We start from the raw sequence: 25,088 nt of genomic DNA, 5'->3' as shown, positions 1-25,088 counted from the left end.
TTAAATATGGACGCAACCATCATAAGTTTACACTTGTTAAAATGCGACGGATGCCTTTTAAGCGGGGTTGAGCAGCCAAAACGTGGTTCAGAAGGGTCTGTGCCCACAAGATATTGAGGGTTCCCAGCTTCGATGCTACCAGATCGTTCACTTTATGTTCGATTGCGGTTATCACTTAAAGATTGCTGAGTCTGGCTTTTCGGGTACCCCTCTGATTTTCGATCACCCAGTGAAGATCAGCTGCGGAACAAATGTTCTGCCAGCATCGCTTTGTTGAATTGGAGGAGCTCCGCCTTGAAGTCGTTTCGCTTTATCCATACCGGCGACATCCATCTCGACAGCCCCCTGAAAGGGCTATCCGGACAACAGGGCGCATCCGCTGAAAGGATCCGAACTGCCACTCGCATGGCACTGGACAACCTCGTTAGCCAAGCGATTGAGGACGAGGTCGATTTCATCGTCATCGCCGGCGACCTCTACGACGGCGATTGGCGCGACTACCAGACCGGACTCTACTTCGTGAGGCAGATGGGCCGGTTGGCGCAGGCCAAGATCCCCGTCTTCCTGCTTTACGGCAATCACGATGCCGAAAGCCAGATCACCCGCAAGCTCACACTGCCGCCCAATGTCAGCGTGTTTCCGGCGCGCAAGGCTGAGACCTTTCGGCTGCCGCATCTCAACGTCGCCCTGCACGGTCAGAGCTTCCGGCAGCGCGACATCACAGACAACTTGGTCCCGGCTTATCCGTCACCGATTACGGGCTACTTCAACATCGGCGTCTTGCACACCGGCTTGGGCGGCATGCCGGGACACGCGAACTATGCGCCATGCGCCATCGAAGACCTGATCAACAAGGGTTACGACTACTGGGCGCTCGCGCATGTGCACCAAGCCGCTGTCCTTCACGAGCGGCCGCATGTCGTATTCTGCGGCAATCTGCAGGGCCGCCACATCCGCGAAAGTGGCCCGAAAGGCGCTTCGCTGGTTACGGTCGAGGACGGCGAGGTCGAGGAGATTTCGCCGCTCTATGTTGATTGCGTGCGCTGGATCCATTTGCCGGTTCCGGTGGAACGGTGCAGCGCAGTTGCCGATGCGGTCGATCGTGTCCGGCAGGCCATCGAAATGGCCGTTGAGCGCGACGCGCAAGGGCGTCTGCTCGCCTGCAGAATTGAGCTTACGGGGCAGACTGGATTGCACGGCGAGCTGCTCACGTCGGCAGATCACCTCCTTGCCGAAGCAAAGGCCGCAGCTCTGGGCTTGGGCGAGGAGGTCGCGTGGATCGAGCGTCTCGTCGTTGCGACCGCGAGCCCCGAAACTGCAGCCTCACGCAAAGATGCGTTGGGCGACCTTCAGCGCATGATCGAGAGCGCCGGCGGCGATGCTGAGCTGCAGGCGCGGCTCGCGACGGATCTTGGCGACCTCGTCCGCAAGCTGCCCCACGACATCCGCACGGATGTGGACGACGCCGTGCTGAAAGCAGCCATCGACGGCAACATCGCAAGCTTGATCGCCCATGGCGGTGCGTATCTCAGCGCACGTCTCGCAGCGGAGAAGGTGTAATCATGCGCATCCGGCAGCTCGATCTGCTTCGATACGGTCACTTCACGGACGCCATCATCGCCCTGCCGGCCGGCAAGCCGGACTTGCAGATGCTGCTCGGCGAGAATGAAGCCGGAAAGTCGACGGCGATGAACGGCGTCGAAGACCTGCTCTTCGGCATCCCGGCCAACTCGTCCCGTAACTTCCTGCACGAGTACAACGCCATGCGCGTCGGCGCGCTTCTGGAGAAGGGAAACGATACGCTCAAGGTGCGCCGCCGCAAGGGCAACAAGGACACGTTGCTGGGTGATGATGATACGCCGATCCCTTCGGGCGAGGGGGCGCTTGCCCCGTTTCTTGCGGGCGCCGATCGCCGATTTTACACGCGGATGTTTAGCCTCGATCACGAGCGCTTGCGCCAAGGCGGCAAGGAAATCTTGCAAGCGCAGGACGATGTCGGCCAGATGCTATTCTCGGCGAGCGCCGGGATCATGGGCCTGCGCGAAACGCTCAAGGCTATGGAGGTTGAAGCCGACGCACTTTGGGCGTCGCGCCGCGCGGCGCACCGAAAGTATTTCCAGGCAGAGGAGCGTCTGAAGGCTGCCGAAGCCTCGATGCGCGACGATGTCGTGACGACCGCCAAGTGGCAGTCGCTCAAGAGCGCGTTCGAGACGGCCAACGATGCTTATGGCGTCATCGAAAGCGAAATCGAGTTGAAATCGGCGGAATTGCGCAAGCTCAACCGCATCCGCCGGGTCTACCGCGACGTTCGCAAGCGCGCGGAGATTCAAAGCGCTGTCGACGCGCTCCGAGAGGTCATCCCGTTTGATGCTGACGCTTCCAAGATTCTGGAGAAGGCCGCGAAGAATGAAGCGGGCGCCACGGCGCGCATCGCAACCTTGAGCGAGCAGATCGTGGCGCTTGAGGCGGAATGCACGGCCTTGATCTTCGACGAAGCCTTCCTGGCACGTGCCGAAGACATCGCACAGCTCCGAGATCGCCGTATTCAGGTTCGCGCCGGGAAAGCCGATCTGCCTAAGCGGCAGGCGGAATTGGCCGCGGCAGAAGCAACTCTCAACCGGCTCGCCGGCGAGCTCGAATGGAGCGAAGATGTCGATCAGTTGATCGCACGCATTCCCGCCAAGACCAAGGTTGCGATCCTTCGCGGCTTGCTCAACCGCCGCGGAGCGCAATCCGGCGCGGTAGAGAATGCGAAGAGCGCCGAGGCCGAGGCCGAGGAGAAACTCGGCGAGATCGCCGCGGAAATCGAAGCGCAAGGGCCGGTGACGGACGTCTCGGAGCTCGCGACGGTCATCAAGGCCACGCGCGAACTTGGCGATGCCGCCGGGCAGATCGCCAATTCGAAGCGCGAGGAACAAGAGGCGAGGACCGCAATTGCACGCTTGCTGAAGACCCTGCGGCCGGCAGTCGCCGATGCTGCCGTCCTGGAATCGACGCTGGTTCCCCCGCTGGCTTCGGTTGAGGCCCACCGAGACGCCTGCCGGAGCCTGGAGCAGCGGCAGCGGACCTGCCGTGAACGGATCCGCAATGCGGAGCAGGAGCGCGTCCGGCGCCGGAAAGCCCATGAACGCATTATCGCTGACGAACACGTCGACGAAACTGGAACCTACACCCTTATTTCCGACCCTCAGCCAATACGGCTTACCTGCGGTCTGACTGGGCGGCCCATTGCGCGCCGCACCTTCACAAGGGTTGTCAAGCAACGCGCGCCGACTCCCGAGCGTTGCAGCCCCAACATCTGTGCGCACGGAGTCGTATGATGTCAGAAGCTGTAATTGCGCCGCAAAAAGGCTGGCCTCGGTGGGCGAACAAGCTGGTTGTGTTTTTCGGCGTTCCAACAGGAATTTTGCTCGCCGTTGTCGCGTTCTTCGGCGCGATGGAACAATTCGGCGGCCAGATGAAACCAATCTGTGAGGCGATGGGGATTTGCGTGGCAGCAAAGCCGTCACCGCCATCCATTCCTAATTATCAGTCACCATGGGTTGATGGAGGTCACAACACGGCGGACTTTTGCGAACCGCAAGCGCAGCATTACCGCCAGATCCATCCCGATTTCAATATAACCTGGCGGGCGCTTGGCGAAGGCCGAAACAAGGATTGGATCGGCCACGCGACATACCAGTATACTTGCGCGTTCGAAGCAGCCGCCAAATAACGGTGGAACCGTACGGGCCGCTCACGCGGCCCGCGTTTATTCGTTACCGGATTGCAGCCTGTTTAGGTAGTCAGCCGCACGCTATGCGTTGCAGGCTGCAATGAAGATCGCGCGCTTGTCCTGCTTCAACACCTTAAGCCATGCATCGAGATCGGCAGCTGGTCAGCGCGAACTGGCGGCAGGCCTCCACCTGCTCGACGTTGAACACGGTGCAACTCTTCATGAACGGAATATCGCGCTCAGACTCTCGCCGGTCGCCTCGTTCGTCTCGGTGCGGGTATCTTGTCGTTCCACGTGCAAGTTGAGTTTGATCGACCGGCAGATCCGAGACGATGTCGGCGCGAGTGCATCTTTTTCCTTAGACACACGCCGACCGTAACCTACACTTGGAGGCCGGACTGAGGGCGCATTTGCACGACGTGCCATACGATCGAAATTAGGTCGCGCCCTAACAGCACAACGCACCAGGATTGTCGTGGTAGCTATCTGGTAGCTGCAACAATTTACCGTCCCCCGAATTTATCTGTAACTGTATGATTTATTTGGTACAGTTGGGTGGGCTCGAACCACCGACCTCCTGTTCCACAGACTGAAGGTCGAAATTCAACCGCACCAATATCGCACCAGAAACGGCGTGAACAAACCGCAAAGAAAGCGATCGAGCTCGAACGAAACTGCAGCAAAATCAACCAATCCGATCGATAGCCTGCCGCTCATAATGGTCTGGTTGAGGTTCGAGTTACTCGCTCCACCAGGAATCAGAAACCTATACAGCGCAAGCCAAAGAGCGCCGCCACAGTGATCGCGTCGAGGCGATAGCTGCTGTCGAGCGGATCATCCGAGCAGCATTTGCTGTAGAGAGCCCCTCCTCCCATGCGATTTACGTTCGGGCCGCTATCGCTGAACAATGCCGCGGAGATGCGCCGTGCAACAGCCTGGAAAGAAAAGCCCCGGGACTCTGCTGCTCTCGGAACTTGTGAATAGGTTGTGGTCAGGCTCCATGAGGAGATTGTCATCGCGATCATGATATTACCGCGGCCTGAGGGCAAACATATACCAGGCAGGTGCCGATGATGAATCGAAGAATTGTTCCCGGCTCGTGTAAACTCTCGTCGCAAGACTCGACGGGTGGCTCACGACATGCGGAGCTCACATCTGTGAGCTTGCTGAAGAGAGGACTTCCCGGTCATATCGGCGCTCATCGGCAGATAGGCCCAATCCGTTGTGGTGCTTTCTCTCTGCGACTTTGTACGCGCCCCCCCCTGTTTTGCCGTGCTCGTCTTGATATAGATTTCAAGGCGATGTTTATCAGCAAGAAGTCAGCACCTGCCGTCGCTGCGCGATGCCGACCATCATGATGACGTGGTGCTCGGGGCAGGCTACACCGTCAAGATTCATAAGAAAGCTGTCATTCAGCTCATTTTCGAGAGAGCTTGAATCGTACGTAGCGTCATATTGTACTCTATCGATTGCGTAGAGTTTCACTTCGGTCCCGCATTTGGGAGGACATTCATCGCGGACGTGTCGAGTTAAGGACAGTACCGCCAATGGCATGAGTGATGCTTCTTGGAGACGTTAGACGAACCCCATCGACGGATGTGCATTCGGCAGCCGTCCAATCCTGCTGGACTGGGGTGTTATGGGAGAGAGCCGTGGCGCATTCTTCATCTGCCGCGCTTGCGACCATGCCGAGTCGCGCTGGTGGACGACGAATCGAGAACTGAAGCATGAGCGAACCGGCATGAGATGCAAATCGACGGTCCCCTCAAATATCTCTTTGTTCCAAACGCGGAGCGCGGAAGTGGACAATATAGAATCGATGACTCCACAGGAGCTGCGCTCTGCAATCAGTGGCGGCAGGGTCTTGGAGATAACTACGACAACTGGCTGTGTCGTCGGATGTTCTTATTGTCCGCAAGACAACTTTGCCGAACGGCAAAGAGCGATATCCGACGTGAAGCATCTTTCTCTCCAAGATTTCAAGCGATGTCTGGCGCGCGTACCAGCAGCCGTCGACATTAGCTTTTCCGGATATTCGGAGCCTTGGCTCAATCCGGCTTGCACCGAAATGGTTGAGCATGCCTATGCGTGTGGCCATGGAATCCGAATTTTCACGACCCTGGTAGGAATGAACGGGCGGGATCTAAGACGTTTGCGTGCGATGCAGTTCCGCGTTTTCCTAGTGCATGTTTTTGATGACGGCACGCACATGGATAGTGGTCTCGTCAGGCGCAACTATGTCGATTTGATGCGCCAACTTGTCGATGCCGACATTTCATCGTTGCTCTTCATAGTCATGGGCGAGGTGCATCCCGCACTTGTCGGCACAATTCCTGACGAAGCGCTGGTTCGCTCGCGTCCGCCGCGCAGCAGGGCTGGCAACGGCGAGAAGATGGTTGGAGCGCGGCAGCCAATCGCTGGAGCACTGACATGTCCTGACGAACGGCAATATCGTAATGTTCTTCTCCCAAACGGCGACGTTACATTCTGTTGCATGGATTTTGAGCGCCGACACGTTTTGGGCAACCTCCTCCGCGACAGGTACAAGGATCTCTTCAAAGGGGCAGCCTTTTGCAACATTGCCGATCGCATGAACGGAACAGACGGCTTTCTGCTTTGTCGATCGTGTGAATTCGCCGAACCAATAACGTCGGAATGCTGATCTTTGAGAGAAGTTAACCCCTGCTCGAGGCGAATCGCGAGCCTAGCAAGGACGGCCTTCCAGCGCATGACCACATCAGCCGCCGGGACGACCTGCGATAAACGGAGGGCCGCCATGGCCTGGAGCATTTTGTTGGTCGCCGGCCTGCTGGAGGTCGCCTGGGCAATCGGCCTCAAATACACCGAGGGCTTTACCAAGCCCGTTCCCTCCGTGCTCACGCTCGCGGCCATGGCCGGCAGCGTGACCCTGCTCGGCCTTGCTCTAAAGACGCTGCCCATTGGAACTGCTTATGCGGTCTGGACCGGCATCGGTGCGGTCGGCACGGCGGCGCTCGGCATCATCTTGTTCGGAGAACCGGCCGCCGCATTTCGCCTTGCCAGCATCGGGTTGATCGTCGCCGGCATTGTCGGGCTGAAGCTCGTGTCCTAACGAAAACACCGAAAGCATTGACCCCACCAGGTCAGCGCCGCAACAATCGCCGGCACGCTAATTCTCCAGGCATGGACGACCGAGCTGGCCACGTTCCAGCGCACCGCCGAACGGCGCGGCGCCGACAGTGGCACGGAAGTCGCCAAGAACAACGAGCGGATGCAAGGCCTCTGGGCCGAGACCATCTGGCCGCGACTTGGTCGTCACGCGAAAGCCCTAGTGCGAACGATACGCCAGCTGCCCATCAGGGTCCCACCTGCATCGGTCTGGCACAATAGCACCACCCAGAACGGCACGAACAATTCGCTGCCGAGATCGCCGTGCGAATAGAACAGCAATGAAACCCAGCTATGGGGCTGATCTCGGGGAGACGGTCAAGAAAGGTCGCTTGCCGGAGTTATACGACGCCTGATCTCCGGAGCAGCATGGGAGAAGATGCAGATCGGCAGATCGTGTTCGTATGTTTCGGACCGCTTCCGGCGTGCCGCGTCGGCATCATCAGGAACTACCGACCCAGTTCAATTCCTAGATCGCAGCGGTGAGCTTGCGATCTTTGACTGAGCTCAGCACTGCGCCTCGAATTAAGGTGCGACTTCATTGTGTGGTTGCAAAGAAGCTCGATCACCTAATCTCTTTCGCAGGAGCGTTCACTGAAATCATCTAACCGGCGGCGCCGGCGCCCGGCATTCGATTCGTGTTCGACCTCAAACCCGGGGCTTGTTTGAGCAATGACTGCTATTGTCGGGTTGGCGACATCGCGATCGAAAAAGGTCAGGAGCTTGCATCGTGCCCGTCGGCACAGAGTCTGCACACCACTAGGCTATGGGAGCGGCGCTGCGAGTTCAGTGGCTCACGTTTCGTTTCGGAAGGCGCGCACTTCGTGTTCGGTAGGTGATATGCGATCTGACGTTCTTGTTGGGGCTGCCGCAGCAGTTGCGCTCGTCGCATGCGGTTTTGCTCATTCAGCGGATCTCCGGCCAGTCGTCAGCGAGCCGTGCTGTTTCCAACGGAACGAGCAGCTGCATTGTCTTCTGAGGCATTGTTGTGATCGGCGCCTGCAAGGCAGATCCACACGTCTTTGTCGCCGAAACCGCGCGTGTGGTGTTCAGCTTGTTACGCGCCCGGCCAAATTCTGGCGTAAATCGGAGCAGCCGTTGCTTGAAAAGGCAATCGCCGCCGATATCGCCAACAGCAGCGAAGTCCGGGAAGGGACCTATGCGGCGTTCCCGCGGCAAAGGGCCCAATTCGATTACCGTCCTTTCGATAGGCCCCGCGGAGCCGGCGTTGAGCAAGCGCTCACACCGGCTTGCTGCATCAGATTTGAGTGCGAGTGTATGAGTTTTGGTGGGACGGCATCTGGCGACCTCTGGGAATCAAGCTGCGAGCCCTGGGCATGTCAAAACCTGAAAGTTTGCGTCGAATGGAGTGGAGGTCGGCTGCATCCCAAGCCTCATTCGTGTTGCCTACCGCGCCCAATGGTGCCTTGAACGCCCCTGACCTTCTTTCTTCCGCTCAACCTGTACCCGGCGGAACTGATTGTTTTCCGTGCCACGCCTTTGCTTTGTCCGGAGAGCCCGCCATTCTTCCGAGTAAATGCGGCTCTCTCGAACTCAAAAGGCGCCGCCTTGGCATGACTGCGAGTCCATGATTCCGAAGAATTAGGGCGAGAACCATGGCGTTCCTGTGGAGCTCGCGATTTTCTGTCTTGCGACTTTCGCGCTTACGAGAGCTTGAGACCATCTTACCGCTTTTGAGCATGGTGGCGCGGCAGTGGTAAGCTTGCTCACTCGCGGCCGACGCCAGCTCGCCCGTGACGGTCACTTTGTGCGGAACGACTCTGGCGTATATTCTGGTGTGAGGAATACCGGTCAAGGGTGAGCATTCGCGTCGTCAGAACAGCTGGCTGGTCCACCACCTGACCGAATGCACGCTCGATATAGCCAAGGTACGGCAAAGCTGCCCGCCCACAAGCCCAGTCCGGCACGATCGGCCGCGCGTTGCGCAGTGTGGTATCGGCCCCTGGAGTATCGCTCCCAATCGAGCACGAGACCGTTGCGCACCAACCATTCTCCGAGATCGATGCCATCAGCTGAACAGATCGCCAATGTCCGTCCACACTCATCCTCCAGGACTGACAGACAACTGACTTCGCGCTCTGCAATGAAGGCTTCAAGATCGCTCGCGGCCATGAGGCCACATCGATACGGATTGAGGTTGATATCTCGGCACATTTGAGACTTGTCCGGCGCGTCGATGCCCCAGAGCCTAACGCGTGTCCCGTGAATTTCAAGGGTGTCGGTGCTAATGACCTTTGCCGGCCCGGTCAATTCGCCGGCAAACACGATGCTGCACAGTGCGAGCGTGGTCAACACCACGATCAATCCATACATGGCGATCTTCTTTGTCGAACTGCGAACATTCCGGCCGAATGCAGCAGAGCATGGGAAGCCGCCGAACGGCAGTCCATCGCGGCTGTGCTGAGGAGGCTGCCAATGTTGCATGGATAAGCTCGTTCGACGGATGACTCCCAGTGTATCAGCAGCGCAAGACGCCCTCGTGTCCAACCTCGCCCCCGATGCTCTGCGACCAGGCTGCTGCCCTGAGCGCGTCCCGCCATTCCTCCAAGTCGTGGCGGCAGTTCGCCTTCGCCACATCACGCACCAGCAGGTCGAAATCGGTAGTGCGCGTCCGATCACCAGCGACCGGGCCGGCGCAGACGGCCGGCCGCAATTCGGCAAGGAATGATTTCCTGGTCGCCTTGTGCGGAATGAGCCAAAAGTCGGCCCCCTCGCGGATAACAGCGAGCGCGCGTCGCCCGGGGATCGCTGCAGCCGGCTGCTATCGGGGAAAGCGTACGTATCGCTTGAGCAAAGCGGCCGAGATGGCGGCCATCGTTACTTTCAACCGCAACATGCCTTCTGGGAGCGGTAGGCGACAGATCCCCTCACACTCACGCCGCCCAATTTGTTTCCCGAGCGCCAGCGCAGCCAGATCAGCCAGCGGCTCGACCAAGGCCACAACTGCATAGTAAACCGCGAGCGATGCGACTTTACCGAGGTTGGCGGCGCCGAAGCCCGCGCGATAGAGCGCCAAAGACGCGATCCAGACAGCGATACCGGATTGATACGCAGTCGAGAGCGCAAGCGCCTTGCTGTACTGCAGATCGCGATAGGCAGCCTTGGATGGATGAGGCGCTTGGCGAGCGCCTTGATCGCAAACAGCGGCATTAGAGGCGTCGTGACATTCATCCGATATTGCGGCAGGTCGGTCGGAACAAAGAGGACGCTTTGCAGCAAGAGGCCGAGCGCAAGACCTAAGGCCGCCGGCGCCGCGCCAAACAAGAGGAACAGCGTGGAGCCCAGGACGAGGTGCACTTCCGAGGCCCAAACCGCAAAGTGCGGCAGGAATTCGAATAACGTGAACACAAGGCCCGTCGCGGCGATGGCTTGCACAGCAAATGACAGAGCGCGCCGGTCGTGTATGGCCTCGACCACAAGCTTGGCGACGACGCAGCCCATCGCAATGCCTGTCGCGCAGCTCAATACGAACTTGGCGCCTGTTACTATTCCCGGTTCGATATGCACGGTCTCTAGTCCTTTCTGCCGTTGTACTCGGGCCTTGGCTCAAGAATTTGCCGTGACGTTCGTGTGGCTGACGGTTGGAAACGGCACTTCACCTTCCCCAATTTCGGTCCACGGGCAACGTGCTGTTTTCGCCCGATCGGACCAGGTCTGCACTCAGCCTTCGCTCGGTCTTTGCGACATTTCATAGCAACAGCTATGCCAGCGCCGCTGCCGCGGTTAAGGCTCTGATTGCGCTTTGAAAGCTTCCGCGGCGCGCAAGATTCGCTGTGTTCTGTAGCCGACATGCTCTGGAGGAAATTGAACACACATCGCGACCAGCTTTTTGATCAACCTACGCCGTTCCAATCGATCATTTTCGCTCGCCCATTGAAGCGGAAATCCTGACGCCGCTGGCGCGAAGACACCGGTTCGGCATCAATCTTGCTCCACGTTGTTCGAGGAAGGCGCCTACGGCGCAGCCAAATGTTTGGCGGCCGGGGATCGTCGAATTCCTCGAAGAGCTTTGCTGGGCGTTCGATTGAGCTTGCGGGCAAGCATGCACGAACATGAAATAGAGACCACCCATCCAAACTCTGGAGCCGGCATTTGCTGGATCTCAGCGTCATCTCTCAGCAACGCGCCCGGCAAATTCCGCTGCACCATCTGCGACGAAGTTCTGGACGTGTTTCTGGGGGAACGCTATCGCGTCGCAGTGGCGCCAAACCGGACGCTAAAGTGAACATGGATCAACTTACGCGCGGTAAGGCTGTGGTCTCCGGACAGACGGCGGCCGCCTCGGTGCTGCGCATTCGGGCAGTCATGCTGGGAGATCGTATCAACCCGTCGGCTCTGGAAATCGGAACGCTGGTGTCCTCGACGCCGGTCGCTTTCCGCATTCATGCGGGCCTTGTCGTGGTCTTCCGCTATGGCGTTGTAGTGCTCATCGGGTTGTCGCCCTCGGAAGAAACCGCTCTGATCGAAACCCTGATACCGCGCGTCATCGGTGAACTCACCTCCTTTGAGGAGGATAGCGCGCAGGCGCAGCTCTGCAACGAGCAGAGCGCTGAGGTCATCCTGCCGGGCGGGCGGATTTGTCTTAGAAATTTTAGTGACGATCGGCTGCTGCTGATCGCCGATACGCTAGCCAAGAGCACGGCGCTGGAGCGAGATGAGCGCCGTGTCGCCGCGGTGTTCGACGTGATCGAACCCTTTGCACGCGAACTGGCCGAGCGCGGCCGGACGCCGCGGGGCCGCAAGGGCATTCTCCAACTGATCGGCAATGCGCTCCTGGTCGAGCAGCGCGTCGCGGGCCGCATCGCGATTGCCGAAAAGCCCGACGCACTCTGGGAGAAGCCGGAACTCGAGCGGCTCTATGCGCGTCTGAAAGACGAATACGAACTGAAGGAGCGTCTTGAGATGCTTGAGCGCAAGCTGTCGGCCATCTCCGGAACGGCTAACGCACTGACGGACATTATCGACACACGGCGCTCGCTGCGTCTTGAGTGGGTTATAGTCGTGCTGATCGTGATGGAAGTTGCGATCGGATGCTTTCAGATTGTTGCAGCAGGTCACTGACGTGCGGCTGGCCGCAGCGCGTGAGGCGCCTTCGTGGGGTTTGAGCAGGCCTACTGACCGACCTGGCCGACATTGACGTTGGACGCGCCGTTCGGCCGTACTCAGCTGCGGATTTCGGCTGTGTCTTCGGCGTGCTCGTGGACACGACGTTCGGCGAAAGCCGGTGCGGCTCGCGAAGACAGCGAATAGCCGACGCGAGTTCGGCGTATTTCCCGGCCTCGAGCAAGGATAGGGGGTTTATGGCAGACGCTCGGCGGAGCGTTCATGTCGACGATCCAGCGCCACCCAAGAAGGCCCTTTCGCCCAATTTGCAGCGGGCCGCCACTCAGCTTTTCTGCTATTCTCGACTTGCTCGCGGAATACTTGCCAGGGCCGCGGCCCCCAGGGCGCAGCCAGCGACTACCGAAACAAGGGCTGTCGATTTCACCAGGACGCCTCACCGAGTTGAGCGACCGCCTTTCGCCGCTTTGGCACATCGCCGCGGCTCGGGCGACGTGTTCCTGCCGTGATTTCCCTTGCATGGCTGTTAGCGAACGGTTCCATGATCCGCCAGCGGGCAAACGCGCGCTGCAACTGAACATGAAAGCTCAGAATGCGGATCTCGTCCTCGCTAACGCGAAGGTCGCCGAGCTTGACGCGGCCGGGGACTGCGACCGGACGTGCATAGCGGCTCCGCGCCAGCGATAAACGGGAAACGGATGACAAAGGCGCTACGCCCCGAATTTCGAGGCGGTTTTGACCTCGCAAGCAGGCGCCGAGATTTTCTGACGTCCCCATCCGCTCTGGACATTCCATCTTGCAGGACTGTCCCTCAAAGCGCCCTGGACACTCACGCACGCTCGGCAGCTCCTCTCAAATCCGCTTCCGAACCGATCTCGGCATTGCAATCCTTCGCTGGCTGGTTCAGGAGCCCGGCGAGCCTAGAGGCCTTCAAGGACTCCTTCGAGCCGCTGTTCGCGAATGATTGCGGCTAGCAGCGAAACGGCCTCCTCCCGGTCGACGGTGCAGCAGACGTGAGGCGCTCGCTCAACCAACAGGTCCAGCAAGGTCGGAAGGTCAGCAACGTGGTGGCGTAAGGTCGAGACCACATCATTTGCGAGATAGGTCGCGAATCAGCATTCGGCGGCGGATCAAAGTCCAAGTCGACCTCGGCGCGCTTCTCGATCGCATGTCGTATCAACTCGCCCTGCCGTCTTGCATTCATCGAGAGCATGAACACCGCATCCGCGAGTTCTCGCGCGGCAAGCTTCTCAGTTCAGCCATGCGGGCCTGGATGTCGCCCACCGAACTCTCACGGCGTGCCTCTGCTCGCCGCGCATTAGCGGCTGCCCTGCTCTTTTGTAATCCAACCATCGTCATGCTCTCCGGCCGACCATATGTCCCAGCGATACAGGCGAAGGAAAGGGCAAAATTGTGTGCTGCATGCGCGCAGCCCGCCTGACGATGCGCAACCCGGCGGTCGCGCGGAGGAGTCGCAAATCGCTAATTTTGTGATCCGCCGTGCTTGTCTAGGGTCTGTTGAGATTCAGGATTCACAGATTGGCATGTCCGTGATTCAAGCTCCGAAATGAGTTCGGCATGCACCGATTCGTTTTGACGGATGCGCAGTGGGCGAAGATGGAGCCGCTTTGCTTGGGTAAGCCTACCGATCCCGGCCGCACCGGGGCGGACAACCGTTTGTTTCTCGAAGCTGTGTTGTGGATCGCCCGGACGGGCAGCCCATGGAGGGATCTGCCACCGACGTTCGGCAACTGGAATACGGTGTTCAAGCGCTATCGCGATTGGGTGAAGGCCGGCGTTTTCAAACGGATTTTCGATGCCGTATCAGACGATCCGGACATGGAGTTCGCCATGGTCGACGCGACAATCGTCAAAGTTCACCGTCACGGGCAGGGAGCAAAAGGGGGACCCAAAATCAGGCCATCGGCAAGTCGAAGGGTGGCTGGACCACTAAAATCCTCGCGCTGACCGACGCGCTCGGGAACTTGGTGCGGTTCATCCTGCTGCCCGGCCATCGCTTTGACACCGTCGGCGTTGCGCCCTTGATCAAGGACATCGAATTCGGCGGTTTGATCGCCGACAAGGCTTTCGATTCCAATTGGATCATCGAAGACCTGAACGAACGCAGAGCGAAGATCGTCATCTCGCAACATCAAAGGCGCGCCCAGCCTCTCGATATCGACAAGGACATTTACAAATGGCGCCACCTGATCGAGAACTTCTTCGGCAAGCTGAAAGAATTCAAACGCATCGCAATGCGATGCGACAAGACAGACGGCAGTTTCGAGGCGATGATCTACCTCGCCACCGCCGTCATCCATTCCAGATGAATCTCAACAGACGCTAGTCTACAAGGCGCTCGATGGCACGTTGTCGGGTCGGCGGCTATGGCGAAGCGAAATCGCGAGGCAGCGGCGACAGACGGATGGCTGCGAACTCCAAGAAGGACGAAACCGGCCAGCTATTGGGAAGAGAACCAGGATCGGTCCATCCGAGATGGACGACCTAATCCCGCCAATGAGTTGCGCCCTGTTTCGGATCCGGCTCGCTTTGGCTATCTCCGGGCACATTATAGCGGAAGCTGGTAAGGGCCCGCCCGGTAGATGGAAAGATCGGGACTCGATCGAATCAGGTGAAATCTCAAACTCGCGCGTGATCTCGTTGTACCGCCAGAACGCCGCAGCCTGCCAATCAGCCCCGACGCCGAAGCTTTAACCAAATTTGAATAGCACACCGTAACCGCCACGTGGGTAGCTCCACTCGATATCACCACTTTCTTCGCAGATCACCCGGCAGGTGCCGCACTCGATACACCCGTCGACTGTCACCTCAACATGACCTTTATCGCTGAGCTCGTAGCACCGTGCAGGGCAGGCCTTCAGCATCGAGAAGAGCCGCGAGGATGGTGTGGTGTGCGGCCGCACCTTGATATGGGCGCGGCCGGAATCAACGAGATAGCGGTTGTAGAATAGTTTGTCCTCGACACGTCGGGATGGCTCGCTCGGCATTGCTTCTGGCTCCGTCGTTCGTCGTTGTCTTTGGTTTGTGATCACCGCCAAGCCCGGGCAATGCGCAGGGCATCGCTGAGCAGTCCACTCCACGACCGCGCCTTGACGAACGAGCTCAGCATCAGCTTCTCTTTCTCAAGCTTTGGTGTGCCGTCGACGCGCACGTAATCCTGCATCGCCTTGGAGAAGAGCTGCGGATATGTGAGAAAGAAGTTCTGCGAGTGGGTGTGCATCAGTGCCGGCATATCCTTGTACTTCTTCAGGTCCTTGATCACGAAGGAATCATTCAGCAGTTTTTTGTAGAGCGAAAGATTTTTGGCCGTCATCGGATCATTTCGCGATTTGATAAGGCAGATCGCTTCCGCGGCGATACGGCCCGACGTCATCGCCAGATTGGACCCCTCGCGATGGATGGCGTTGTTGAGCTGGGCGGCGTCTCCGACAACGACCCAGCCCTCACCACAAAGCTGCGGGATCGCCCTGTATCCACCTTCGGGGATCAAATGCGCGGAATATTCCTTTACTTCCGAACCCTCGATCAACGGCGCGACGGACGGGTGACGCTTGAAGCCCTCGAGGAGGCCGTAAGGCGTCTCGCCAGTACGCTGGAAATCGGCAACAAGACAGCCGATACCGAGCGATATGCATTCCTTGTTGGAATAGATGAAGCCCATACCGGTCATGCCGCGGGAGATGGTTCCGGCGGCTTCGATAACGAGCCCCTCGTCGCCTTTGAGATTGAAGCGAGCATCGATTGTCTCGCGCGACAGGAAATGCATCTCCTTGACCGCGAGTGCGATCTTGTCCGGTTTCGGCCGCCCTCTTAAGCCCGCACCCGTCCCGAGCACTCCGTTTACCCCCTCGGCCAGCACGACGACATCTGCATGGATTTCACCCCCATCTCGGTCTGTGCGCACCCCGACGACCCTCCCATGGGAATCCTGGAGGAGCTCGGTCACGGTGGTCTCGCACAGCACCGTGGCGCCGGCCTCACGGACCTTCTGCGAGAACCATTTGTCGAACTGCGCGCGGATGATGGTGTAGCGGTTCGGCTTCTCCTCGTTGAAATCATCGGAGCGATAGTGAATCCCCGTGTGCGAACGCTCGTCCACGATCCAGAAGCGTTGCTCGACGAGATGCCGCTCAAGCGGTGCATCTTCTCGGAAATTCGGGATCAGCTTCTCCAGCATGTCGGCATAGAGGATGGCGCCTTGCACGTTCTTCGACCCCGAATACTCGCCGCGCTCCAGCTGCAGCACTTTTAGGCCCCGCTCGGCCATGGTTAGCGCTGCCGCATTCCCGCCCATGCCAGCACCGACGACGATCGCGTCGAATCTTTCCTCGATCATAACAAGCTCCCCTAGCCGGCGATGCGGTCGTGCGAGTGCGGCGACAGTTGCGCGCGGAATGCAGAGGTCAATGCGGGCAACAGTCGAATAGCGTCGGTGACGATGCCGATATGGGCAAAGTCGAAGATCGGAGCGTTCTTGTCCGTGTTGATGGCAACGATGAGGTCGCCCCCCTCCACGCCAACGCGATGCTGGATCGCGCCGGAAATACCTGCCGCGATATAGAGCTTTGGCCGAATGGTTTTCCCGGTCTGGCCGATTTGGCGGTCCGAGGTGACCCAGCCCTTCTGGACCAGCGGCCGCGAGCAGCCATATTCGGCGCCAAGCACGTCCGCGAGCTGCTGTACCAGTTGGAAGTTCTCAGGCGATCCCAGACCGAGCCCTCCAGCGACGACCACGTCGGCATAGGCAAGGTTGGACTTTGTAGAATCGCGGTCCGGGAGGAACGACAGCACTTTTGTGACGATATCTTCCTCTACAAGCCCGAGCGGATGCGAGATGACGCGCCAGACGGCGCCGGTCACGCGCTCGGGCATCGGCATCACGCGCGGACGGACGGTTGCCATCTGTGGACGATAGTTCAGTGTGTAGATCGTGCACAATAGTGAGCCGCCAAACGTCGGCCGGGTGGCTGCAAGCGAGCCGTCGGCATCGACATCGAGCTCGGTGCAGTCGGCAGTTAGGCCGGTGAGCAGTGTGGTGGCCACTGAGCCGGCGAGATCGCGGCCCAGTGTGGTTGCCCCTAGGAGTAGGATTTCCGGCTTGTACGTATTGACCAGCTCTGACAGGGCCTTGGTGTAGGATTCATTGCGATAATCGGCCAAGAGATCATCCGCGACGATATAGGCAAGATCGGCGCCGTAGCAGAAGGATTCGGCGACCGCCTGCTGCGTTGTCTCCCCGACCGGGCCGATGACAACCGCGGCGAGGTCAACGTTGAGCTTGTCGGCGAGCCGGCGGCCGGCACCCATCAGCTCCCAGGAGACGGGGTGCACTATCCCGCGTTCCTGCTCGATGAAGACCCAGACGTGCTTATACGCCTTGAATCGTTCGGGCAGCTCCCTCTTGGTCGCCGCGCGACCACCACCCGGGGCCGGAGCTGCGCTTTTGGGTGCGGTGCTCATCATCTGTACTCCCATCCGTGTTCAGTAGCGGCTCGCCAGCGAAGCGTGCTCCGCCTCCAGCTTTGAATCCGCGGGTGAAGATTGCTTCAGTTAAAGTTCGGCCGCGTGCCCGCCGCCATTTTTTCAACACCGCCTGGCAGCAGCGCGGGGCCGAGACACCCATTGCGGGACCTTTGTCGACGAGCCCGGAAGCACGCGCTTGGGCGTTCTTGCCCGGTTCGGCATTCTGGGCCACCGTTTGGCAATGGAACTAGTGAGGCACGCAACCGCGCGGTCACTCGATCCGATCGATTGGTCCCGCTCATCTTCGAGATGCAACCGAGTTGGAACAGACCGAGGACCTGCGAGAGGCTCGGCTGGTCCCATTGTCGGCCGCGAGCTTGCCGGTGAAAATGCGATCCATTACTCCGAATGCCCTCGCAATATTTCCGATTGCAGCGACACGCCCGCAACTCTTGGCGAGGGCACGAGGGCCGGCGGTGAAACCGCCCGTCAACGGCGCCGCGCGACCAGCGCCGGAGAGCAAGGGCGCCGCCCGGAAAACCTCGGCCATAGATCGGCCAGCGGGAGTGATTTCGTCGACGAATCTTTGGCGCGGATCAAGCGCAGCTTTCAGCTCAGCCGGGCCGGAATATGCAACCATCGCTTTGGCGTCGCGACGTATCATGGTGTCGACAGGCAGCGCGCGCGAAACTGCGCGGCGTCAGAAACAAACTCGATGCGGACCAAGATGTGCATTCGTTTCTCCAGACTAGCTGAGTAAATGTCAGCAATTGTCGTACCAATTGCGCAGACGATGAAAATTGACCGCCAATACAGAATTTACTGAAGGAAATCGGATTGACAGCCTCTCACGACGATCGGAACATTCGACACCGTGCTGGACCTATGTCCAGAATGCGACAGAAGACAGTCATCCGCATCTTGGTGCTCTTTCCTCGCCAAATATGTGCTCCCCGGGGCCGGCGTACCATTGCAGGAGATAGGTGCACCATGGGCACCAGCTTAAAACGGCGGAAATATCAGCGCTGAGCCGTGATTGGCTCTTAGGGTGGCGAGTGTCCAAGCTGCGGATCCGCGGCAGTAACTGCAACTTCCGCTTGAATTCGACGCCCTGGGGTGGTTGGCAGGTTCTCTGAACCTTCACGCTCCAGAGCACGATATAAACAGAATTCACTCCAAAGAACCGAGCTGCACCAATGCTGGATGCTTGTTCGATTGTGGTGCGGCCGCATCCCTCAAGACCTTGAACACGCGCTGTTCGATCGGGGAGGACGTGACGAAATCGGCATAGGCGCGCTCGAGCGTGGCCTTGCAACGCGAGGCGATGTCAGGATCGGATGCACCGGTAAACTCCTCGCCCGCGAGATATTCACCCATGCGACGCAGAACATGAAGCCGCGCCACGTCGATGATTTTCGCATCGTACTCGACGCCGAGCAGTGCAAAAAACTCCTCTGCCGCGGAGGCCTTGTTCAATTGCGAAAGGATCCCGTCCGTCGTCATTCTCAACCTCCATCTAGATCCGCGACCAGAACCGTCCTGGCCCGAATGTTCCAACCTGATCGCGCGAAGCGCATGTCTGACCACCTGATCGCCCTCCGTTGAGGAGCGAGCTCTCATGAATGTCGCGCCAGATCGCCACCACCGTTTCCTCGGAAACCGGGCCTTTGTGCTCGACGGCATGCTTACGGACGCGCGCAAGAATGGTTTGGGTTTGGTCGGCGATGACCGAAAGCTGCAACTCGGACCACAGCGAAGTGATAGCGGCAAGCTCTGAATGCTCGCCGATCACAATCGGTGGGAGCGGCCGAGCAACCTCGGGTCCCGCGCTTGGTAGGTGGCCCGGTCTTGACGTGGATGGCGGATTCATGGGGCAAGACATGCTCGCCACAAATCGCTTGTTGAGCGGAATGGTGGGGCACGCTGCGGCCGCAGCGGCGGCCGCGACTTTTTCCAGCTCGCAGAGCAGCACGCCGGTATCATGCCCGTAGAGCTGGCTGAGTGCGACGGCAACTTCCTCCAGCGGCACATTGCCGGCTCGCTCGCCCAATCCAATAAGCGTCACAGAGTCGTGCGTCGCACCGGCCTTGATCGCCGCCAGCGTATGAGCCGTCGCGAGCGCAAGATCGTCTTGGTCGTGGAATTCGAACTCGAGATCGGTGCTGGCGCGCAGTGAGGCCATGAGCGCAAAGGACGCGTCAGGATTGAGCACGCTCAGCGTATCTGCGAGACGAACGCGCCGCGCGCTGGCCGCTTTGGCGCTTGCGATCAGGTCGATCAGGTCGATCAGGTCGATCAGGTCGATCAGGAAGTTGACATCAGCACGCGAGGAGTCTTCGCCACCTAGCGCGACACCCAGTCCCTTGTCGCGAGCGTGGGCCACGACACGCTTCACCCGCTCCAGCACGGCCAAACGGCGCCACCGAGCTTCGCCGCAATCTGCGCGTCCGACGATGGAATCGATAGGATTACCATCGAAACACCGGCCTCGATCTCCGCATCCACATCCGCGGGGTTTTATCTGGCACCAGCCGATGATCGTGGCCGCAAGGCCAGCTTCGGCGACCGCTCGGATCGCGGCAATCTCTTCCTGACCCATCGCCGGCGTGCCGGCCTCGATCTCCGTGACTCCCGCCGCGGCCAGCGACACGCGCGATCGAGACATTTTCCGGTGTCGCGAAGGCCACGCCCGGTGTCTGTTGTCGCGCAAGGTGGTGTCATTACGGACTATGGACCTCGACTGATCTTTGTCGGGCGCGGTGATTGCGGCAGCGAACGCCATCAGCGGCTCCGTAGGTTTATTCCGGAAGCTGTTCAGCAACTGCTGTGCCAACCCGCTCGAGTTCCCGAGAACCTGTGAATGACGTCGCATTTCAGATTTGTCGGGTGTGTCGCAAATCCGACAGGGTGGAACCGGCGGAGCGCCAGCTTCGCTGCGCTTGCGACCGAGCTGGAGGCAAGCGCCGAGCTTGAAAGCTTGGCAGCCGGGCAACGGTTCGGGCCTGACCTCAAGCTGCAACAGTTCGGGGAAGGCGCGTGCATCCCGGCGCTGATCGAAGAAGATTCTTGAGCCATCGCATCGTCCAACCACAAGTCGGCGTTCGTAAAAAGTCAGCGGGGCGCGATCGAGAGGGCGGATGTTGGCCTCGATCGCGTCAACATAGAACATATTGGCGGTAAATGTGACGGTCGCATCCACCAGTTATCAAGCCCGTTGATCAGGCCCCGCCGCGTCCTGCTTAGGCTGCCTGCGCGAAGTTGTTTACCCGGTGTCTTTTCAAACCCTCAGTCCGGTCATGTGACCGTTGGCCGAAAGCTGGTCCGATACACCGGGACTCGCGCCGAGGAGCGGGCATCCAATATGAGCTCAGCCCTGCGAACTTCGGATGGCTTGGACGGAGTCATCGAGACGACGCAGATGATCCCGCCGGCGTCCGGCCATCCGGCTCTCCCCGCTCTCCTCGCCGAAGCAAAGATCAAAATCATTGCATTCCGTGCAGACCGGCGTGGTACACATCACCAGACCGTCATCTTCGCATAGCGTGCGATAGAAGAAGCGCTTCCACCGCATGTTCTTGGTGTTGCGAGCCGCCAGCGGCCCGAAATGGCGCATCAGGAGGCGGGACAATTCGTCCCGCTCCCGCAGACCGAGATCTTCCCACAGGTGATTAGGCTCCATGGCGCGCCGCGCGATCATCGTCGCGAGCCAGCCGCCGACCTCTCCATGAGTGGAACGTTGCGCAAGCAGGAGGTCTCGCACCATAATCGTCTCGTCAGGAGCCGGTAACGCGGACTGTTCGCGCCAGGTACAACTCCTGATCGGCGTCGATGGAAAGCATTGCACCAACAGCGCATCGAGCTCCTGGTTAGTCAAGCCGGCCCGTTCGGGAAGTTGGCCGCCATCCATAGCGGATGCGGCGAGAACGCAAGCGAGCACATGGCGATCGAAATCGTTATCGTCGCTGATGTCGACTTCTGTTGGATGGCGCCCGGTCAGAAGCCCGTAGAGCTCACTCGCATCGCGCTGCTCGGCGACGTGAGCTGCTGATACAGGAGATGACACCGTATTGGCAAATTCGCTTTGTATGCCAATCATGAAGGTCCCGCAGCTTCTGAGTGGACGATGTCGGCCTTCCCCGGTCGAGAAGGCCGACAAGATGAACTATGCCGAAACAGCGGCGAGCTCGGCGGCGGTCTTGCCGACCAGGCTCTCGTCGACAGGCTTGATGATGCCGTGCTCCATGAGCATATCCTCGAGCTCGTCCATACTGATTGGCGTCGGGATGGCGCCTTGTCCCGCATTATTGTGGATCTTGGTCGCGAGATTGCGATAGTGATCCGCCTGCTTGGACTCTGGCGCGTATTCCAGCACAGTCATGCGGCGCAGCTCCGCGTGCTGCACGACATTGTCTCGTGGCACGAAGTAGATCAGCCGGCTGCCGAGCTTCTTGGCAAGAGCATCTGCCAGCTCCAGCTCCTTGTCGGTCTGGCGCTCGTTGCAGATCAGGCCGCCGAGGCGCACGCCGCCGGAATTCGCATACTTCAGAATACCCTTGGAGATGTTGTTGGCGGCATACATGGCCATCATCTCGCCGGACATCACGATGTAGATTTCCTGTGCCTTATTCTCGCGGATAGGCATCGCGAAGCCGCCGCAGACGACGTCGCCCAGCACGTCGTAAGAGACGTAGTCGATGTCCTCATAGGCGCCATTCTCCTCCAGAAAGTTGATCGAGGTGATCACGCCTCTTCCGGCGCACCCGACCCCCGGCTCTGGACCGCCGGACTCGACACATCGAATGTCCTTGTAGCCGAGCTTGATGACGTCCTCAATTTCGAGGTCCTCAACGCTGCCGGCAGTCGCCGCCAGACTCAGAATGGTGTCCTGCGCTTTGGCGTGCAGGATGAGGCGAGTCGAGTCCGCTTTGGGATCACAGCCGACGATGAGAATCCTTTGGCCCAGCTCAGCAAGAGCCGCCAGCGTATTTTGCGACGTTGTCGATTTGCCGATGCCACCCTTGCCATAAAACGCGATTTGTCTCAGCGAAGACATGTTGCTCTCCATCAACCGATTGCCAATTTTGCGCGCCGAACGCGCGAGGCTGTTTCTCTCTCAGAAACGTGGGCACACGGGTTTCGGGAAGGAGGCCATCGCTCGCCATCGGCGTCGGCGTGCCCTCAGCCCGTCACTCCTTGTTGCTGCATTCAGTTAGCAACTGGCGTGCCATTCGTTCGCACGCGCGTTAAGCATCTGATTAGGCTTGACTAATAGCGCGGCGCCCGAGACCGGAAGCTGTGGTGGACCCGACAGCGGCAAGGGCTCTGACAGAAAACCGACAAAGCGGGGCGCGTGGATTCCCCTGCGAGAGGCGGGCGAAGGAGCGCGCAACGGGGAATGCCGGGCCGAGTCAATTGAGGAGACCACACGGTGCAGATAGGGACACCGCCATCATCAAAGGCGAATGTTCCACGACCGGCATGATGGGACTTGCCATCAGAGGGGTGGCATATCGCTTGCTTTGCCAGTCGCGGAACGCTGTTTCCGTGTGACGCGATGCTGTGAGGACAATATGCCTGGAATTGGAAGTAAGTTGCCGCCGTTCGACATCACAGGCGTGAAGCCCGGCTTTCACCTGCCAGAGGAGAACGGGCAGAGCGCCTTCGAGACGCTGACTGAGAGGAGTTTCCCCGGAAAATGGAAAGTCATCTTCTTTTACCCGAAGGATTTCACATTCGTCTGCCCAACCGAAATCGCTGAGTTTGCTCGCCTGTCCAAGCATTTCGCCGATCGCGATGCAATCGTGCTTGGTGGCTCGACCGATAACGAGTTTTGCAAGCTCGCCTGGCGGCGTGAGCACAAGGATCTGCACCGTTTATCGATCTGGCAGTTTGCGGACACCAAGGGCGCACTGGTCGATGGCCTTGGAGTGCGATCGCGTGATGGCATCGCGCATCGCTACACGTTCATCGTCGATCCTGAGAACACGGTCCAGCATGTCTATGCGACAAGCCTCAATGTCGGCCGCAGCCCGACGGACACGTTACGCGTTCTGGATGCGATACAGACGGAAGAGCTCTGCCCTTGCAACCGCGAAATCGGCGGCGACACGCTTAAAATTGCCTGAGGCAACATATCGAAAGTTCAGCAAGGAGCAGCTCCCGAATTCGAAGGACGTCATATTCAATCGTTTCTGGATACAGGCGATCTTACCGCAAATGCGGCCTGCTGCTAGCGAGTGCGGCACGCAATTCAATTCTCATCGCCACCATGGAGTCTACCGCGGCCGCCGCGCTGTCCGCGCGCGGCAGTCGCGGCGGCGAAATCAACAGCCTCGATGATGACGATGAACAAGGTTCACCACCGCTCTTGCTCACCTCATAACAAATCCCGCATACAAGAGGATGCCGAGGCGGCTCCGCATGAACATACAAAATACTTGTACGCTTCTGCGCCTACTCGACGCACATCTCCTGCCGGAGTTCCTTTATGTTGTCGCCGTAGGCCGGACCGCGGCTATTCCCTTCTTTCTGCGCCTTGCCGGCCCGCAGCATCATCGGAGCGATCTGCGTCAGCCGCAGGCCGCTAATGCTGTAGGCCGACATGCCGGCACCCACGGACTCGGAAAAATCGTGCCAAGCTCCCTCTTCGGGGCAACTAGGTTCCAGTAGCCGCGCCTCGAGAAGGATGGAGGCAGAGGGAGATAGCTCAGCGCCGAATGACGTCTACCGGCCGGGATGATGATCCGCCGGCACGCTCGCGGACCGTATTTCCGGGCTCGATAAATCTATATTGACCGATGTAAGCCGCACTATGAGACGAACGAGTCGGGCTTATCAGTCCCTGATTAAAACCATGACTCGACGAGTTTTAGGCCAAGTGAGCCGGTCTATCAGGAAATCGGTCAGCTCGTTCATGGCGCGAGCTGACCCTTGGGCGCAGGGACCTGAAGCGATCGGGTGGCCTGGCGGTCGTAAGCCGCCTGGCCGTCTCGATCATTACGCCGGTCAATTTCCGAACATTGAGGCGGATATCAGCGCTGGTGACCCAAGCCAATCCCCAAGGTACGTGCTTTCTGTCTTAGAGAGCCCTCGGATCGCTTCATAAGCTTTGAAACCCTAGCTACAGGGGTGCGGGCCTTTGAGTGCGCCTTGAGCAGCTTGACGTCATCCTTACTATACTCTTTGCGCTTGGTGCTTTTTGCCACGTGTTCTCCGATTTCGCTTTGCACATCTGCCTGGAGCGTCTTGTTTTTGGCGAAGACGCAACTGCTTCCCATTACCATATCAATGGTCATCGACAACTATTCCAGCGGATTTTTCTCTTTGAGATAAGAACCGGAACTACACGCGAATTTGTCCTCTGTCATCTGGATCTTTATTCGCGTGACAAACCTGATTTTCCACGTGCACGTCAGCGCCTTCAACATGGAAGCAAGCGATAGAGATGGGACACTCGATGCGTCTTCAAAACAACAACTCGAAAAGCGCTTCTGCTTGAACGCGCCGACTTCACTCACTAGTTTGTAGTATGATATTTCCAAGCCCCAATACTATTGATGCACTAGCATTACAGTTGCATTTGATTGAAGGTTCTGAATCCATGGGTGACCATGATTCGGGATTTGATGATTGGTGGTGCGTCGGTCGAAGATACGCTGAC

At 58.9% G+C, this 25,088-nt stretch carries 21 protein-coding genes and 1 tRNA gene; 8 read left to right on the top strand and 14 right to left on the bottom strand.

Annotated features, from left to right (window positions below):
- Window positions 1–270: 270 nt before the first annotated feature.
- From IVA74_RS09145 to IVA74_RS09135, 3 genes are read left to right on the top strand one after another with little or no spacing between them, the layout of a single operon-like run.
- Window positions 271–1,560 carry a DNA repair exonuclease gene (locus tag IVA74_RS09145; RefSeq protein WP_346730928.1) on the top strand — a complete coding sequence of 430 codons (1,290 nt, stop codon included), beginning with the start codon at window positions 271–273 and terminating at the stop codon, window positions 1,558–1,560.
- Between the two features lie 2 nt (window positions 1,561–1,562).
- Window positions 1,563–3,320: an AAA family ATPase gene (locus IVA74_RS09140; RefSeq protein ID WP_247341901.1), complete on the top strand. Its 1,758-nt coding sequence runs from the start codon at window positions 1,563–1,565 to the stop codon at window positions 3,318–3,320.
- On the top strand, window positions 3,320–3,715 hold the full coding sequence (locus tag IVA74_RS09135) for a hypothetical protein (RefSeq protein ID WP_247341899.1): 396 nt from the start codon (window positions 3,320–3,322) through the stop codon (window positions 3,713–3,715). The genes IVA74_RS09140 and IVA74_RS09135 overlap by 1 nt, the downstream gene beginning before the upstream one ends.
- Before the next feature lie 543 nt (window positions 3,716–4,258).
- Here IVA74_RS09135 and IVA74_RS09130 read toward each other — a convergent pair.
- Both IVA74_RS09130 and IVA74_RS09125 read right to left on the bottom strand, forming a co-directional pair.
- A tRNA-OTHER gene (locus IVA74_RS09130) sits at window positions 4,259–4,326 on the bottom strand.
- A 147-nt stretch (window positions 4,327–4,473) separates the two neighbouring features.
- Window positions 4,474–4,740, bottom strand: a complete 267-nt coding sequence (locus IVA74_RS09125; RefSeq protein WP_247341897.1) for a hypothetical protein — start codon at window positions 4,738–4,740, stop codon at window positions 4,474–4,476.
- A 929-nt stretch (window positions 4,741–5,669) separates the two neighbouring features.
- Between IVA74_RS09125 and IVA74_RS09120 the strand changes: the two genes are divergently transcribed.
- Entirely contained in the window at window positions 5,670–6,377 is a 708-nt protein-coding gene (locus tag IVA74_RS09120) for an SPASM domain-containing protein (RefSeq protein ID WP_247341893.1), read from the top strand.
- Between the two features lie 114 nt (window positions 6,378–6,491).
- On the top strand, window positions 6,492–6,806 hold the full coding sequence (sugE, locus tag IVA74_RS09115) for a quaternary ammonium compound efflux SMR transporter SugE (protein ID WP_247336440.1): 315 nt from the start codon (window positions 6,492–6,494) through the stop codon (window positions 6,804–6,806).
- A 1,868-nt stretch (window positions 6,807–8,674) separates the two neighbouring features.
- On the opposite strand, the gene IVA74_RS09110 is transcribed toward sugE, so the two are convergent.
- Complete coding sequence (locus tag IVA74_RS09110) at window positions 8,675–9,307, bottom strand: thermonuclease family protein (protein ID WP_346730927.1); 633 nt, start codon at window positions 9,305–9,307, stop codon at window positions 8,675–8,677.
- A 399-nt stretch (window positions 9,308–9,706) separates the two neighbouring features.
- Window positions 9,707–10,390, bottom strand: a complete 684-nt coding sequence (locus IVA74_RS09105; RefSeq protein WP_247341890.1) for an energy-coupling factor ABC transporter permease — start codon at window positions 10,388–10,390, stop codon at window positions 9,707–9,709.
- Window positions 10,391–11,110: 720 nt separating this feature from the next.
- On the opposite strand from IVA74_RS09105, the gene IVA74_RS09100 reads away from it, so the two are divergent.
- Window positions 11,111–11,944 (top strand): RMD1 family protein, encoded by an 834-nt coding sequence (locus tag IVA74_RS09100; RefSeq protein WP_247341986.1) that lies wholly within the window; start codon window positions 11,111–11,113, stop codon window positions 11,942–11,944.
- A gap of 423 nt (window positions 11,945–12,367) precedes the next feature.
- Here the strand turns inward: IVA74_RS09100 and IVA74_RS09095 are convergent, their stop codons facing one another.
- Window positions 12,368–12,721 (bottom strand): hypothetical protein, encoded by a 354-nt coding sequence (locus IVA74_RS09095; protein WP_247341887.1) that lies wholly within the window; start codon window positions 12,719–12,721, stop codon window positions 12,368–12,370.
- A gap of 801 nt (window positions 12,722–13,522) precedes the next feature.
- On the opposite strand from IVA74_RS09095, the gene IVA74_RS09090 reads away from it, so the two are divergent.
- A protein-coding gene (locus IVA74_RS09090) for an IS5 family transposase (RefSeq protein ID WP_247341885.1) occupies window positions 13,523–14,274 on the top strand; the annotation gives its coding sequence in 2 pieces (ribosomal slippage) (window positions 13,523–13,853 and window positions 13,853–14,274; 753 coding nt in all).
- Between the two features lie 381 nt (window positions 14,275–14,655).
- Here IVA74_RS09090 and IVA74_RS09085 read toward each other — a convergent pair.
- The 7 genes from IVA74_RS09085 to nifH all read right to left on the bottom strand — a co-directional run bounded on the left by IVA74_RS09085 (window position 14,656) and on the right by nifH (window position 22,481).
- On the bottom strand, window positions 14,656–14,952 hold the full coding sequence (locus IVA74_RS09085; protein ID WP_247341882.1) for a ferredoxin family protein: 297 nt from the start codon (window positions 14,950–14,952) through the stop codon (window positions 14,656–14,658).
- A gap of 41 nt (window positions 14,953–14,993) precedes the next feature.
- On the bottom strand, window positions 14,994–16,301 hold the full coding sequence (locus IVA74_RS09080; protein ID WP_247341880.1) for an FAD-binding protein: 1,308 nt from the start codon (window positions 16,299–16,301) through the stop codon (window positions 14,994–14,996).
- A gap of 11 nt (window positions 16,302–16,312) precedes the next feature.
- Entirely contained in the window at window positions 16,313–17,425 is a 1,113-nt protein-coding gene (locus tag IVA74_RS09075) for an electron transfer flavoprotein subunit alpha/FixB family protein (protein WP_247341983.1), read from the bottom strand.
- 1,173 nt (window positions 17,426–18,598) lie between these two features.
- On the bottom strand, window positions 18,599–18,931 hold the full coding sequence (nifW, locus tag IVA74_RS09070; protein ID WP_247341877.1) for a nitrogenase stabilizing/protective protein NifW: 333 nt from the start codon (window positions 18,929–18,931) through the stop codon (window positions 18,599–18,601).
- A gap of 13 nt (window positions 18,932–18,944) precedes the next feature.
- Entirely contained in the window at window positions 18,945–20,627 is a 1,683-nt protein-coding gene (locus IVA74_RS09065; RefSeq protein WP_247341874.1) for a hypothetical protein, read from the bottom strand.
- A gap of 168 nt (window positions 20,628–20,795) precedes the next feature.
- A complete protein-coding gene (locus IVA74_RS09060; RefSeq protein WP_247341870.1) occupies window positions 20,796–21,524 on the bottom strand; it encodes a nitrogen fixation protein NifQ in 729 nt (242 codons plus the stop codon).
- A 66-nt stretch (window positions 21,525–21,590) separates the two neighbouring features.
- Window positions 21,591–22,481 carry a nitrogenase iron protein gene (gene nifH, locus IVA74_RS09055; protein ID WP_247341867.1) on the bottom strand — a complete coding sequence of 297 codons (891 nt, stop codon included), beginning with the start codon at window positions 22,479–22,481 and terminating at the stop codon, window positions 21,591–21,593.
- Between the two features lie 517 nt (window positions 22,482–22,998).
- Here nifH and IVA74_RS09050 point away from each other — a divergent pair.
- Window positions 22,999–23,553: a peroxiredoxin gene (locus tag IVA74_RS09050; protein ID WP_247341865.1), complete on the top strand. Its 555-nt coding sequence runs from the start codon at window positions 22,999–23,001 to the stop codon at window positions 23,551–23,553.
- Window positions 23,554–23,881: 328 nt separating this feature from the next.
- On the opposite strand, the gene IVA74_RS09045 is transcribed toward IVA74_RS09050, so the two are convergent.
- Both IVA74_RS09045 and IVA74_RS09040 read right to left on the bottom strand, forming a co-directional pair.
- Window positions 23,882–24,031, bottom strand: a complete 150-nt coding sequence (locus tag IVA74_RS09045) for a hypothetical protein (protein WP_247299031.1) — start codon at window positions 24,029–24,031, stop codon at window positions 23,882–23,884.
- Window positions 24,032–24,459: 428 nt separating this feature from the next.
- Window positions 24,460–24,723: a hypothetical protein gene (locus IVA74_RS09040; protein ID WP_247341862.1), complete on the bottom strand. Its 264-nt coding sequence runs from the start codon at window positions 24,721–24,723 to the stop codon at window positions 24,460–24,462.
- Window positions 24,724–25,088 lie beyond the last annotated feature (365 nt).

The sequence above is a fragment of the Bradyrhizobium sp. 132 genome, from assembly GCF_023074185.1.
GTDB lineage: Bacteria > Pseudomonadota > Alphaproteobacteria > Rhizobiales > Xanthobacteraceae > Bradyrhizobium.
Note: the sequence above shows the minus strand (reverse complement) of the source record. Positions and strands in the feature narration are given on the sequence as shown.